We start from the raw sequence: 12,871 nt of genomic DNA on the forward strand, positions 1-12,871 counted from the left end.
CGGCAGCGACGGCTGCCGCCCCTTTGCGTTTCGTCACCGTAGGTACGGCCAAGCCCGTCACCTCAGGCATAGCGGAGGCCAGGTCGGCGCAAATTGTGTGTCAGGCCTTGCTTCGCATACGTAAAAGGGGCCGTTTCCGCTGGCGTTCGTCCGGGATGCTGACCGTCGCGTGGGTTTTCGAACGGGGGAGCGGGATGAGCGGGCAGTTCGGGGTGGACCCGGAGACGTTGACGGATCTGGCGGGCAGGTTCGACCGGGAGGCGGCGGGGCTTGCCGGGCCGATCGGGGCGTTCTCGGCAAGCGCGGCGGAGATCGGGCAGGCGTTCGGGCTGCTGGGGATCTGTGACGGGGCGACCGAGAAGTACCGGCAGTTGCTGGAGAACACGGCCAAGGCGCTCGGGCGTCTTCCGGAGGTGCTCAGGAGCGACGGTGACCGGCTCAGGCTGAACGTCACCCACTACAAGGACTCGGACCTGACCGCCCTCGGCTATGTCCACAGCGCGGCCTCGGGCGGCCGTCCGTGAGCATCAACAGCTGGATCGACGGCAAGGTGCTGGACATCCTCCAGGCGGCCGGCGTGGAGCTGCCGGGCGGCGACGGCGACACGCTCCGGGCCATCGCCCGCGCCTGGGACGCCATGGGCACGGAACTGACCGATGTCGTACGGGCCGTCGACGCCGCGATCGCCGGGGTCGACCGGCAGGGGTGGCACGGGGCCGCGCGGGACGCCTTCGAGAGGCACTGGGCCGAGCAGAAGAAGGTCGTCCAGGACGTCGCCGCCAACTTCCATCACGTCGCCGACGGACTGCGGTCCTACGCGGACGAGATCGACGGGATCAACAAGGAGATCATCGATATCTGTGTCGAGATCGCCGAGATGGAGATCGCCGGGGTCGCGCTGTCGTTCTTCACCGGTTTCCTCTCCGACCTCGTAGCGAACACGGCGGTGGCGGAGCGGGTCGCCAAGGTCGTGGACCTGGTCCGGTTGTTCACGTCGGCGGCGGAGCGGGTCGCGAGCCTCCTGGAGCGGTTCTCGGGGCTCGGCGCGGAGACGGTCGCCACGTTGGAGCGGATGCTCACGGCGGTCGCCAGGGTCAGCGCGACCTTCGCCAGGACGGGGCTGGAGAGCTTCGCGACGAACTTCGTGGCGGATTCGGGAAGCCTGATGGTGACCCAGGCGGTCAACGGTCAGCCGGTGACTGTGGGAGCCGACCTCAGGAACGGCGCGCTGCTCGCGGGCGGCACGGCCGGATTCACCGCCGGAGCCGGCGTGGCGGGGGCCCGAGTCACCGGGCTGGCCGGAAACCTTCTGAGGGGGGAGGGCCTGCTCGGCACCGCGGTGAACGGCGCGCTCGGCAATGTGACGGGCGGTCTGACGGCCGACTACGAGAACGGCCAGGACCCTTCGACCATGGGCCAGGACGCTCTGACCAACGCGGTCGCGGGGGCCGCCGGAAACGCCCAGAACCACGGGGTCAACCATGCCCTGGAGGAGCACGGCAGCCTCGGCGGGGAACACCTCAGCGACCGGGGAAAGCTCGCGGACGGAGCGTTCAGGAACACCCTGGGCACCACTCTCAACACCGGCGTCTACGCTGCCGCGTCCGGTATCGAGTCCGACATCCAGAACCTGACGAAGGACGAGAACGACAAGTGAGCCCCCTCGGCGAGACGGTCCTCGCGGCCGTGTTCACCCCCAACCCGGACCACTCCTCCAGCTGGTCCGGTTTCTTCGGGTTCGTCGCCCTCGTCATCGGCTGTGCAATCGCTCTCATCGGGGTGTACGCAGCGGTCAGCACCTGGCGTGGCCTGGAGCCCGCGCGCCGTCGAGGACAGGTGCTGCCGGTCACCCTGACCGGCGGCTTCTTCGTGACCGTGGGTGCCGCGATCGCGGCCTTCGGCCTGTGGATCCTCTGAACGCGGCACCTGACCTCGGCGACCGCCCCGCCCCTGGTTCGTATCGAGCGGCAGCACCACCCCACAGGATGTGCTGATCATGCGAACGGCGACAGGCCCTTGCCCTCCAGGTGGGCGAGCAACGAATCGAGGCAGGCGTCCGGCGTGGCCAGGTCGGCACGGAAGAACGAGCCCTCGCCGAGGGGCCCACCGCTGACGATGACCATCCATGCCGCCCGTCGCTCGACCATGCGGTCACCGTCGACCTTGAAGACAGCCGTGACTCCGCGCTCGCCCAGCCACTCCATCAGTTCGAGCATGTCCACGCGCACCCCTCCGGGGAGATCATCCCGTCCCTGGGCCGCGCGAAACCGGCCGACGCCGACCGACGGCATCCACAGGTGACCACCCCCACCCCACCGTGGCCTGGGCTACGGGAGTTGATCTGCGACACTGGGAGGGTTATGCCTGCACCCGGAGAACTCACTTTCGTCGCCCCCCGCGGAGCCAAGAAGCCGCCGCGGCACCTCGCCGATCTCACGCCCGCCGAACGTAAAGAGGTCGTGGCCGAGATCGGGGAGAAGCCGTTTCGTGCCAAGCAGCTCTCGCAGCACTACTTCGCGCGGTACGCGCACGACCCGGCGGAGTGGACCGACATCCCCGCCGGTGCGCGCGGCAAGCTCCAGGAGGCGCTGCTTCCCGAGCTGATGACCGTCGTACGGCATCTGTCGACCGACCAGGGGACCACGCGCAAGACGCTGTGGCGGCTGTTCGACGGGACGCTCGTGGAGTCCGTGCTGATGCGGTACCCGGACCGGGTGACCATGTGCATCAGCTCGCAGGCCGGGTGCGGGATGAACTGTCCCTTCTGCGCCACCGGGCAGGCGGGCCTTGACCGCAATCTGTCCACCGCCGAGATCGTCCACCAGATCGTGGACGGGATGCGGGCGCTGCGGGACGGGGAGGTGCCGGGCGGGCCCGCGCGGCTCTCCAACATCGTCTTCATGGGGATGGGCGAGCCGCTCGCCAACTACAAGCGGGTCGTCGGCTCCATTCGCGCGCTCACCGATCCCGCCCCCGACGGGCTCGGGCTGTCGCAGCGGGGCATCACCGTGTCGACCGTGGGGCTCGTACCCGCCATTCACCGGTTCTCCGACGAGGGCTTCAAGTGCCGGCTCGCGATCTCCCTGCACGCCCCGGACGACGAGCTGCGCGACACCCTCGTCCCCGTGAACACGCGGTGGAAGGTGCGCGAGGTGCTCGACGCCGGGTTCGAGTACGTCGAGAGGAGCGGGCGTCGGCTGTCCATCGAGTACGCGCTGATCCGGGACATCAATGACCAGGCCTGGCGCGGGGACCGGCTCGGGCGGCTGCTCAGGGGCAAGCCCGTGCACGTGAACCTCATCCCGCTGAACCCGACTCCCGGGTCCAAGTGGACCGCCTCCCGGCCCGAGGACGAGAAGGCGTTCGTCGAGGCCATCGCCGCCCATGGGGTGCCGGTGACGGTCCGGGACACCCGTGGGCAGGAGATCGACGGGGCCTGTGGTCAGCTGGCGGCCACCGAGCGGTAATCTTCAACTCATACGTACATCTTCATATCCGACAGGGGAGCGCGACAGCGCTGAGAGTGCGGCAATCGGGCCGCAGACCCTCTGAACCTCGCCCAGGTCATTCTGGGTAGGAAGTTCGGTCATCACCGTGAACACCAAGAAGTACTGTGCTGTCCTCGTCGGCCTCGGCCTGGTCACGCTGTCCGCGTGCGGGTCGTCGTCCGACGACAGCAGTGGCGGCGACTCCAAGACCGTCACCCTCGTCAGCCACGACTCGTGGGCCGTCTCCAAGAGCGTCCTCGCCGACTTCGAGAAGAAGTCCGGCTACAAGGTCAAGGTCCTGGAGGACGGCGACGCCGGGCAGGCCGTCAACAAGGCCATCCTCACCAAGGACAACCCGCAGGGTGACGTCTTCTTCGGCGTCGACAACACCCTCCTGTCCCGCGCGCTCGACAACGGGCTCTTCCAGCCGTACGCGGCCAAGGGCGCCGACCGGATCAAGACCGGGTACCGGGTCGACGGGGACAAGGTCACGCCCGTCGACACCGGCGACATCTGCGTCAACTACGACAAGGCCTGGTTCACCGAGCACAAGCTCCAGCCGCCGACGTCGTACGACGATCTGATCAAGCCCGCCTACAAGAACCTCCTCGTCACCGAGAACGCCTCCACCTCCTCGCCGGGCCTCGGCTTCCTCCTCGGGTCCGCCGCGAAGTACGGCGACGACAGCTGGCAGGACTACTGGAAGAAGCTCAAGGCCAACGGCGTCAAGGTCGTCGACGGCTGGGAGCAGGCCTACAACGACGAGTTCTCCGGGTCCGCGGGAGGGAAGAAGGCGAAGGCGGACCGGCCGCTCGTCGTGTCGTACGCCTCCTCGCCGCCCGCCGAGGTGATCTACGCCGACCCCAAGCCGACGACCGCTCCCACCGGGGTCGCCCAGGGCACCTGCTTCCGGCAGATCGAGTACGCGGGGCTGCTGAGCAACGCGGGCAACACCAAGGGCGGCAAGGCGTTCCTGGACTTCCTGCTCACCAAGGAGTTCCAGCAGGACATGCCGCTCAACATGTTCGTCTACCCGGTGGTGGAGGGGGCCGCGGTGCCCGCCGAGTTCACCGAGTACGGCCCGCAGGCCAAGGATCCCGAGACCATGGACCCCGCGAAGATCGCCGACCACCGTGACGACTGGGTCAAGTCGTGGACCTCGCTCGTACTGAAGTAGGGCCCCGCCGCAGTGGCAGCGCGGCGCGGCTCGGTCTCATGGCCGTGCCCGTCGCGTTCTTCGCCGTCTTCTTCGCCTGGCCCGTCGCCGCGATCGTCGCACGCGGGCTGAAGGTCGACGGGGCCTGGCAGTTCGGCCGTTTCGGCGACGTCCTCACCCAGCCGGACATCCGCCACGTCCTGTGGTTCACCACCTGGCAGGCCCTCGCCTCCACCGCGCTCACGCTGCTGGTCGCACTGCCCGGCGCTTATGTCTTCGCCCGCTTCGACTTCCCCGGCAAGCAGATCCTGCGGGCCGTGGTCACCGTCCCCTTCGTGCTGCCGACGGTCGTGGTCGGTACGGCCTTCCTGGCGCTCGTCGGGCGGGGCGGGCTGTTGGACGAGTGGTGGGGCGTGCGGCTGGACACCACCGTGTGGGCGATCCTGCTCGCGCACGTCTTCTTCAACTACGCGGTCGTCGTACGGACCGTCGGCGGGCTGTGGGCGCAGCTGGACCCGCGGCAGGAGGAGGCGGCGCGGATGCTCGGCGCGTCCCGGCTCAGGGCCTGGCGCACGGTCACGCTCCCCGCGCTCGCGCCCGCCGTGGCCGCCGCCGCCCTCATGGTCTTCCTCTTCACCTTCACCTCCTTCGGCGTGGTGCAGATCCTCGGCGGGCCGGCCTTCTCGACCCTCGAAGTGGAGATCTACCGGCAGACCACCGACATCTTCGACCTCGCCACGGCCGCCGTGCTCACCCTGATCCAGTTCGTCGCGGTGGGCGCGGTCCTCGCCCTGCACGCGTGGACCGTACGGCGCCGGGAGAGCGCACTCCGACTGGTCGACGCGTCCGGCACAACCCGGCGGCCGCGCGGGGCGGGGGAGTGGGGGCTGCTGGCCGGGGTCCTCGCGGTCATCGCCGTCCTCCTCGTCCTGCCGCTCGCCGTACTGGTGCAGCGGTCGCTCGACGCCCCCGACTTCGCTTACTACCGGGCGCTGACCCACAGCGACGGCGGGGTCTTCCTCGTCGCGCCGATCGAGGCGATCGGGAACTCGCTGGAGTACGCCCTCGCCGCCACCGTCATCGCCGTGGTGGTCGGGGGACTCGCGGCGGCCGCGCTGACCCGACGGGACGCGGGGCGCTGGGTACGGGGCTTCGACGCACTGCTGATGCTGCCGCTCGGGGTGTCCGCGGTGACCGTCGGCTTCGGGTTCCTGATCGCCCTCGACGAACCGCCGTTGAACCTCAGGCAGTCCTGGCTCCTGGTGCCGCTCGCGCAGGCGCTGGTCGGGGTGCCCTTCGTCGTCCGCACCATGCTGCCCGTGCTGCGGGCCGTGGACCACCGGCTGCGGGAGGCCGCGGCCGTGCTCGGGGCGTCGCCGTGGCGGGTGTGGCGGGAGGTCGACCTGCCGATGGTGCGGCGGGCGCTGCTGATCGCGGCGGGCTTCGCCTTCGCCGTGTCGCTGGGCGAGTTCGGGGCGACCGTGTTCATCGCCCGGCCCGACAACCCGACGCTGCCGGTCGCCGTGGCCCGGCTGCTGGGACGTGCCGGTGACCTCAACTACGGCCAGGCGATGGCCCTTTCGACCGTCCTGATGGTGGTGTGTGCGGTGGCTCTGCTGGTGCTGGAACGGCTGCGCACCGACCGGACCGGGGAGTTCTAGATGCTGCTGAGCCTTCAGGGAGCGACCGTACGGTTCGGCCGGCGGGCCGTGCTGGACGAGGTCGGCCTCGATGTCGCCGAGCACGAGATCGTGTGCGTGCTCGGGCCCAGTGGCAGCGGCAAGTCGACGCTGCTGCGGGCGGTGGCCGGGCTCCAGCCGCTCGACGAGGGACGGGTGTCGCTCGACGGGATCGACCAGGCCGGGGTGCCCGCGCACAGGCGCGGGGTCGGGCTGATGTTCCAGGACCATCAGCTGTTCCCGCAGCGGGACGTGGGCGCCAACGTGGCCTTCGGGCTGCGGATGCACGGGGCCGCGAAAGCACAACAGGACGAGCGGGTGAGGGAGTTGCTCGACCTCGTCGGCCTTCCGGGCGCCGCCCGCCGGGCCGTCGGCGCGCTCTCCGGTGGTGAGCAGCAGCGGGTCGCGCTGGCCCGCGCGCTCGCGCCCCGGCCCCGACTGCTGATGCTGGACGAGCCGCTCGGGCAGCTGGACCGTTCCCTGCGGGAGCGGCTCGTCGTCGAACTGCGGGAGCTGTTCGGGCGGTTGGGCACCACCGTGCTCGCGGTCACCCACGACCAGGGCGAGGCCTTCGCGCTCGCCGACCGGGTCGTGGTGATGCGGGACGGGCGGATCGCCCAGTCCGGTACGCCTCTTGAGGTCTGGCAGCGGCCGGCGGACGAGTTCGTGGCCCGCTTCCTCGGCTTCGAGAACGTGGTCGAAGGGACGGTCTCGGGCGAGGCCGCCGACACGGCGTGGGGCAAGATCCCGGTCCCCGAGGAGGCCCCGCAGGGCCTCCACACCCTCCTGGTGCGCCCTGCGGGCGTCCGGCTCCTCCCCGCCGACCAGGGCCTGCGCTGCACGGTCACCGCGCGCACGTTCAAGGGCACCCATGTCGCCGTGCACCTGCAACCCGCGGACGACGGGCCGCGGTTGGAGGCCGCGTGCGCGCTGCGGGCGGCGCCGGAGGTCCGGGACGTGGTCGGCGTGGAGTTCGACCCGGAGGAAATTGTGGTGCTGGGCTGACGTAGGCGGACCTACAGTGCGGAGCATGACACTGCTCGCACATGACCGCTACTGCGATGAAATCGCCCACCAGGTCGGCCTGTTGAGGGCGGTGGTGACCTCCGGGGCCGATCTTTCCGTGACGGTTCCGACCTGCCCCGACTGGTCGCTGGAGCGGTTGGTGCGACATACCGGGGGTGCCCTGCGCTGGGTGGAGCTGATGGTCCGCACCCGGGCCGAGAAGGAGGTCCCCGAGGACCAGGTGCCGTCGGGGGACGGCCCCGAGGACGCCGGTGAGCTCGACGCCTGGCTCGCCGAGACCGGTGACCTGCTCGTCGCCGCTCTGCGGGAGGCCGGCCCGGACACCGCGGTGTGGTCCTGGGCCGGTATCCCCACCTCGGGCTTCTGGGCACGCCGGATGGCCCACGAACTCACGATCCACCGCGCCGACGCCGCACTCGCCGCCGGGCAGCCGTACGAGGTCGCCCCGGACATCGCCGCCGACGCGATCGACGAGTGGCTCCAGATCGTCGAGTTCGCCCAGCGCACCATTCCGGACGACGAGTCGAGGGAACTGCGCGGCGCGGGGCGCAGCATCCATCTGCACGCCACCGACGGCACCGCGGAACTCGATGCGGAGTGGGTGATCGAGTTCACCGACGACCTCATCGTCTGGCGGCGCGGGCACGAGAAGGCGACCGTCGCGCTGCGGGGGCCGCTGACCGCCGTACTGCTCGCCTTCTACCGTCGACTGCCCTTGGACAGCCCGGAGTTGGAGGTGCTGGGGGAGCGGGAGCTGCTGGAGTTCTGGCTTGAGCGGGCGAGCTTCGGCTGACACAGCGATGGCCCGCCCCGACATACGGGGACGGGCCATGACTGGCGTACGGGAAGAGCGTCAGTTGGTGCTGCTGGCCCCACGACGGCGCAGGCCGAAGAAGACGGCGCCGCCACCGATGGCGACCAGGGCGATCGCGATCCCGGCGATCATGCCGGTGTTGGAGTTCGCACCGGTCTCGGCGAGGTTGGAGTCGCCGGCCGCGGGCGACGGGACGTTGCTCTCGACGGAGGCCGGAGCGGTGGTGCCCTCCGAGGCCGACGGGGTCGGGCTCGGGGACTCCTCGGCCGGGGTGCTGGCGGAGTCCGACGGGGTGGGCGTGGGCGTCGGGGTCGGCGTGTCCTCGGTCTTGCAGGCGGTCGCCGGAGTGGTCAGGTTGGTCTTGATGTCCTCACCCTTGATGTAGGGCAGGGCCTCGACGTGGATGCGGTACTCCGCGTTGGGCGCCCAGTCCTCCTTGAAGGTGATGGTGGTGCCTCCCTTGGAGCCCTTCACCGTCTGCTCGCCGACCTTCTTCGCGTCGGCACCGTTGCTCTGCAGGTACACGGAGACGGTCGCCTCGACGCCGGACTTGTCGACGTCGGTGACGGTGATGACGCCCTGGGTGCCGTCGCACGCGGCTTCGGCGGAGAACTCACTGATGTTGCAGGCAAGCGCGTTGCCGGAGGCACCGAGCACGATCGCGGTCGATGCGGCGGCGACGCCGAGGAAGCGCGAGACGCGGGCGGTGCGGCGAGATATGGGCGTGAATGCCACGTTCGTCCTTCACGGGTTGCGCAAATGCGGGGGGCTGAAGGGGTGGTGATGTGACATCACCGTTCCCACTAGTCTCACAGGTCTATAAGCGCTACATAAGAAGTGTCAATGTGTAAGCGCCCTACAAGTGTTGACTTTGCCTGCTTATTAAGATGTGAGACGTTTCAGTGCCTCCGGAGCGTCCTCGATCCGGTCAACCAGGGCGATTCGGGCCTCCATCGAACGCTCCCGCGCGAGCGCCTTCAGCAGCGGCCAGGTGGGCAGCCGCTCCGTCCAGTGCGCACGGTTCACGAGCACCATCGGCGTGGGCTCGCCGCGCGACTCGTAGTAGTTGGGCGTCGCGTTGTCGAAGATCTCCTGCACGGTCCCGGCGGCGCCCGGCAGGAAGACCACGCCCGCGTTGGAGCGGGCCAGCAGGCCGTCCTCGCGGGTGGCGTTGGCGAAGTACTTCGCGATGTGCGAGGCGAAGGCGTTCGGCGGCTCGTGGCCGTAGAACCAGGTGGGGATGCCGACGGATCGACCGCCCCGGGGCCAGCGGGTGCGGACCTCGAAGGCGGCGCGCGCCCAGTCGGTGATGGAGGGCGTGAACGACGGTGCCGTGGCGAGGAGTTCGCACGCCTCGTCGAGCATGGAGTCCTCGAAGGGGGCCGCGTGGGCGCCGAGGTTGGCCGCCTCCATCGCGCCCGGCCCGCCGCCGGTGGCCACCGTGAGCCCGGCGCGGGTCAGTTCGCGGCCGAGGCGGGCCGCGCCGGCGTACTCCCGGGTGCCGCGGGCCATCGCGTGGCCGCCCATGACTCCCACGACCCGTGTGCCGCGCAGGAGTTCGTCCAGGGCGTCCGAGATGGCATCGTCGTGGACGGAGCGCAGCATCGACGCGTATATGTCGCCGTCGGCCTTGGTGCGCTGGAACCAGGCGTACGCGAGGGCGTCGGGGGTCTGTTCGTATCCCTTCTCCAGCCCGTCGAACAACTCGTCGGGGGAGTAGAGCAGGCCGCGGTACGGATCGAAGGGCAGGTCCGGGACGGGCGGGAAGACCAGGGCGCCGTCCGCGCGGATCTTTCCGGCCGCGTTCTCCCGCATCGGGCAGCCGAGGAAGACCGCGCCCGTGGTGTCGGTGGCCAGCAACTCCCTTGTCCGGTCCGTCAGATCGACGGACTGGACGCGGAATCCGCAGAGGGTGCCGCGGGCCTGGACGACCGCGTCGAACTCCTCCAGCGTCTCGATCTCATGGTCGTCGTGGTGTGCCGCATGGGCGGGGCTCGTCTGCACCCGCCCATGCTCGCACGCTGCGTTCCGCCCCGTGGGTCAGCTCTGGATCACGGCCGGGTCCATCCACACGACCTCCCAGGTGTGACCGTCGGGGTCGTCGAAGGAGCGGCCGTACATGAAGCCGTGGTCCTGGGTCGCGCCGGACGGGGTACCGCCCACGGCGAGTGCCTTGTCGACCAACTCGTCGACCTGCGCGCGGCTTTCCGCGCTGAGCGCGACCATGACCTCGCTGGTCTTCGCGGTGTCCGCGATCTCCTTCTTGGTGAAGGTCGCGTAGTACGGCTTGGTGAGCAGCATCGCGTAGATGGTGTCGCTGATGACGACGGAGGCCGCGTCGTCGTTGGTGAACTGCGGGTTGATCGAGTACCCGAGCTCCGTGAAGAACTTCTTCGATACGTCGAGGTCGTTCACGGGCAGGTTCACGAAGATCATCTGCTGGTAGGTCGGCGAGGTCATCGGAGTTTCTCCCATCGGAATGCGTGCTGATCGGTGGGTAGACCGGCGGGCCGTGCGGAAGTCATCGGCGCGGGCGGAAATTCCTCAGCCGGTCAGAGGAAGGGCCGCGAGCTCGGCGACGACCAGGGTCAGCGGGCCGAAGAGGACCAGCAGGGCACCGGCACGCAGGGCCGCCGCGCTGCGCAGCATGGTCGCCGGGGCGCCCAGGCGCAGCAGCGCGGCCGTGGTGTCCGACCTCGCCTGCTTGGCCTCCACGGCGGCCGTGAGGAGTGTGGCGATGCTGCAGCAGGTGACCAGGAGCAGGCCGGTGGTGGTCAGCGGGCCGACTTCGGGGCCGGTCGGGCCGTACAGCGTGACCATGGCGTAGGTGCCGGACGCCACGGCGCAGACGACGCCGAGCGGGCGGCCGATGCGGGCGGCTTCCGTCATGAGGACGCGGCCCGCGAGCAGGCGCAGGGCGCCGGGGCGGGTGGACTGGAGGAGACGGCCGCACAGATGGGTGAGGCCGGGGCCCGCCAGCGCGAGGCCGACAGCGGTGAGGACCCAGCCGACCAGGACCGACGGGGTGCCCGCCAGGCCGCCGGGCAGGGGGGTGGCCGGGCCGGTTCCGGGGCGGTTGGCGTAGGCCTCGACGGCCAGGCCGGCGGCGAGCACGGCGATGCCCCAGGGCAGGCCCCTCGGAGCTTCCCGGGGAATCGGGGGGAGGCTGTCCGGAGCGAGGTCCGCAGTCGTGCTCTCCGCGGTCACGGTCGCTGTGGAGGTGCCCTCGCCCACCCGCGCCACACTGTCTGCCCCGGCCCCGGTGGCAGGGCCGCCCGCAGCAGGGCGGCCGCGGAAACGGCCGTAGGCCCCGAAGGTCTCCCTCGCGGCCGTCCTGCCGTACGCCCCGAAACGGCCGTACGCCCTCGCCGCACTCTTCGCCGACTCCGGTCTGTCGTCGCGCGGGCGCAGGACCAGCGCCACCGTCACCGACGCGACCGCCGGCACCAGGCCCAGCAGGGTCAGCGCCGCCGGCAGGGGCAGGGGGGTGTCCGCGGCCAGGAACTCCGCCGCCGCTCCGTCGAAGGGCATGCCCGTCAGGTCGCCCCGCAGATGGAGGAAGAAGAGCAGGGCCAGCATCGAACCGAGGAGGCAGGACAGGGCCGTCGTCGTGGCGGAGACGGCCATCAGCCGGGCCGGACCCAGACCGATCGCCGACAGACCGGGGCGGGGCCGGGTGCCCGGATCGGTACGGGCCACCGCCAGAGCGAAGTAGACCGTCGCCGCCAGCGGGGTGAGGCACCAGGCCAGCCGGAGGGCTGCGGCCCGGGGCTCCTCGGGATGGCTGATGGCGTATCCGAGGGCGCACAGCAGGAGGAAGCCCGTGCCCGCCGAGGCCATGGCCACCAGGAGGCGGCGCAGTTGTACGGCGGGACGGGCGCCCCGGGTCAGACGGAGAGCGAGCACGCGGTACGGCCTTCCGAGTCGGCCATCGGGGGCAGGTGCACGGTGTTCACCCGGCGTCCGTCCAGGAGGGTGACCGTGCGGTCCGCCAGGGCTGCGGTGTCGGCGTCGTGCGTCGCCAGGACCACCGTGATGCCGTGGGAGCGGGCGGCCGTGGTGAGCGTGCGCAGGACGTGCGCCTGGTCCGCGCGGTGCAGGGGGGCCGTCGGTTCGTCCGCGAACAGGACCGAAGGGGCCGGGGCCAGGGCGCGGGCGATGCAGACACGCTGGCGTTCGGACTGGGTCAGCTCGTGCGGGCGTCTGCGGGTTCTGTCACCGATGTCGAGGCGCTCCAGCCACTCCAGGGCGGCGACCTTGGCCCGGCGGCGACTGGTGCCGCGCAGCATGAGGGGGAGTGCGGCGTTCTCCCAGGCGTTGAGCTCCGGGACGAGCACCGGGGCGGGGTCGATCCAGCCGAAGCGGTCACGGCGCAGACGCTCCCGGGTCATCGGGCCCATCGTGTGCACGGGCACGCTGTTGAACCAGACCTCGCCGCGCTGGGCCGGCGCCAGACCGGACAGACAGCGCAGAAGGCTCGTCTTGCCGCTTCCGCGAGGGCCGCTCACGGCGAGGATCTCGCCCTCGCGGATGCCCAGCGAGACACCGGTGATTCCGGGTGAGCCGTCGCGGTGGGTGAAGTGCAGGGACCGTGCCCAGAGCACATCGTTGTCCGGCGGGGCCTCCATGGGCGTACACCTCGTTCTGGTCCGTTGTGCCTTGCAATCCCCCGTGCGGGGGAACGAAAGCAGGGCCGATCGGTTACCAG

The 12,871-nt window shown here is 70.5% G+C and carries 14 protein-coding genes; 8 read left to right on the forward strand and 6 right to left on the reverse strand.

Annotated elements, in window-relative coordinates:
- The first annotated feature begins 194 nt into the window (after positions 1 to 194).
- Genes OHT57_RS35530 through OHT57_RS35540 form a run of 3 tightly spaced genes read left to right on the forward strand, consistent with a single transcriptional unit; the run spans position 195 to position 1,917 of the window.
- Positions 195 to 524, forward strand: coding sequence for a WXG100 family type VII secretion target (locus OHT57_RS35530; RefSeq protein WP_328750854.1), 330 nt, complete (start codon positions 195 to 197; stop codon positions 522 to 524).
- On the forward strand, positions 521 to 1,657 hold the full coding sequence (locus OHT57_RS35535) for a WXG100 family type VII secretion target (protein ID WP_328750855.1): 1,137 nt from the start codon (positions 521 to 523) through the stop codon (positions 1,655 to 1,657). Before OHT57_RS35530 ends, OHT57_RS35535 begins: the two co-directional genes overlap by 4 nt.
- Positions 1,654 to 1,917: a hypothetical protein gene (locus OHT57_RS35540; RefSeq protein ID WP_328750856.1), complete on the forward strand. Its 264-nt coding sequence runs from the start codon at positions 1,654 to 1,656 to the stop codon at positions 1,915 to 1,917. The genes OHT57_RS35535 and OHT57_RS35540 overlap by 4 nt, the downstream gene beginning before the upstream one ends.
- 77 nt (positions 1,918 to 1,994) lie before the next feature.
- Here OHT57_RS35540 and OHT57_RS35545 read toward each other — a convergent pair whose 3' ends face one another.
- Complete coding sequence (locus OHT57_RS35545; RefSeq protein ID WP_328753416.1) at positions 1,995 to 2,216, reverse strand: hypothetical protein; 222 nt, start codon at positions 2,214 to 2,216, stop codon at positions 1,995 to 1,997.
- A 144-nt stretch (positions 2,217 to 2,360) separates the two neighbouring features.
- Between OHT57_RS35545 and rlmN the strand changes: the two genes are divergently transcribed.
- From rlmN to OHT57_RS35570, 5 genes are all read left to right on the forward strand, one after another.
- Positions 2,361 to 3,467, forward strand: a complete 1,107-nt coding sequence (gene rlmN / locus OHT57_RS35550) for a 23S rRNA (adenine(2503)-C(2))-methyltransferase RlmN (protein ID WP_328750857.1) — start codon at positions 2,361 to 2,363, stop codon at positions 3,465 to 3,467.
- Between the two features lie 127 nt (positions 3,468 to 3,594).
- Entirely contained in the window at positions 3,595 to 4,665 is a 1,071-nt protein-coding gene (locus OHT57_RS35555; protein ID WP_328750858.1) for a thiamine ABC transporter substrate-binding protein, read from the forward strand.
- Positions 4,666 to 4,703: 38 nt separating this feature from the next.
- Positions 4,704 to 6,305 carry an ABC transporter permease gene (locus tag OHT57_RS35560; protein WP_328750859.1) on the forward strand — a complete coding sequence of 534 codons (1,602 nt, stop codon included), beginning with the start codon at positions 4,704 to 4,706 and terminating at the stop codon, positions 6,303 to 6,305.
- A complete protein-coding gene (locus OHT57_RS35565) occupies positions 6,306 to 7,328 on the forward strand; it encodes an ABC transporter ATP-binding protein (RefSeq protein ID WP_328750860.1) in 1,023 nt (340 codons plus the stop codon).
- Positions 7,329 to 7,353: 25 nt separating this feature from the next.
- Complete coding sequence (locus OHT57_RS35570) at positions 7,354 to 8,142, forward strand: maleylpyruvate isomerase family mycothiol-dependent enzyme (RefSeq protein ID WP_328750861.1); 789 nt, start codon at positions 7,354 to 7,356, stop codon at positions 8,140 to 8,142.
- A gap of 60 nt (positions 8,143 to 8,202) precedes the next feature.
- Here the strand turns inward: OHT57_RS35570 and OHT57_RS35575 are convergent, their stop codons facing one another.
- The 5 genes from OHT57_RS35575 to OHT57_RS35595 form a co-directional block, all read right to left on the reverse strand.
- Entirely contained in the window at positions 8,203 to 8,898 is a 696-nt protein-coding gene (locus OHT57_RS35575; RefSeq protein ID WP_328750862.1) for an LAETG motif-containing sortase-dependent surface protein, read from the reverse strand.
- Positions 8,899 to 9,045: 147 nt separating this feature from the next.
- Positions 9,046 to 10,167, reverse strand: a complete 1,122-nt coding sequence (locus OHT57_RS35580; RefSeq protein WP_328750863.1) for an LOG family protein — start codon at positions 10,165 to 10,167, stop codon at positions 9,046 to 9,048.
- 36 nt (positions 10,168 to 10,203) lie between these two features.
- Positions 10,204 to 10,623, reverse strand: coding sequence for a VOC family protein (locus OHT57_RS35585; protein ID WP_328750864.1), 420 nt, complete (start codon positions 10,621 to 10,623; stop codon positions 10,204 to 10,206).
- An 84-nt stretch (positions 10,624 to 10,707) separates the two neighbouring features.
- Positions 10,708 to 12,069, reverse strand: coding sequence for a hypothetical protein (locus OHT57_RS35590; RefSeq protein WP_328750865.1), 1,362 nt, complete (start codon positions 12,067 to 12,069; stop codon positions 10,708 to 10,710).
- The gene (locus OHT57_RS35595) at positions 12,051 to 12,791 is read right to left on the reverse strand and encodes an ABC transporter ATP-binding protein (RefSeq protein ID WP_328750866.1); all 741 of its coding nucleotides are present in this window, start codon (positions 12,789 to 12,791) and stop codon (positions 12,051 to 12,053) included. The genes OHT57_RS35590 and OHT57_RS35595 overlap by 19 nt, the downstream gene beginning before the upstream one ends.
- Positions 12,792 to 12,871: the final 80 nt, after the last annotated feature.

It is taken from the genome of Streptomyces sp. NBC_00285 (genome assembly GCF_036174265.1).
Classification (GTDB): domain Bacteria; phylum Actinomycetota; class Actinomycetes; order Streptomycetales; family Streptomycetaceae; genus Streptomyces.

What these genes read in the sequence shown, in the direction of transcription:
- OHT57_RS35570 (WP_328750861.1), top strand. Translation starts at nt 7,354, where the DNA reads ATGACACTGCTCGCACATGACCGCTACTGCGATGAAATCGCCCACCAG.
- OHT57_RS35530 (WP_328750854.1), top strand. Translation starts at nt 195, where the DNA reads ATGAGCGGGCAGTTCGGGGTGGACCCGGAGACGTTGACGGATCTGGCG.
- rlmN (WP_328750857.1), top strand. Translation starts at nt 2,361, where the DNA reads ATGCCTGCACCCGGAGAACTCACTTTCGTCGCCCCCCGCGGAGCCAAG.
- OHT57_RS35585 (WP_328750864.1), bottom strand. Translation starts at nt 10,623, where the DNA reads ATGACCTCGCCGACCTACCAGCAGATGATCTTCGTGAACCTGCCCGTG.
- OHT57_RS35565 (WP_328750860.1), top strand. Translation starts at nt 6,306, where the DNA reads ATGCTGCTGAGCCTTCAGGGAGCGACCGTACGGTTCGGCCGGCGGGCC.
- OHT57_RS35595 (WP_328750866.1), bottom strand. Translation starts at nt 12,791, where the DNA reads ATGGAGGCCCCGCCGGACAACGATGTGCTCTGGGCACGGTCCCTGCAC.
- OHT57_RS35560 (WP_328750859.1), top strand. Translation starts at nt 4,704, where the DNA reads ATGGCCGTGCCCGTCGCGTTCTTCGCCGTCTTCTTCGCCTGGCCCGTC.
- OHT57_RS35545 (WP_328753416.1), bottom strand. Translation starts at nt 2,216, where the DNA reads ATGCTCGAACTGATGGAGTGGCTGGGCGAGCGCGGAGTCACGGCTGTC.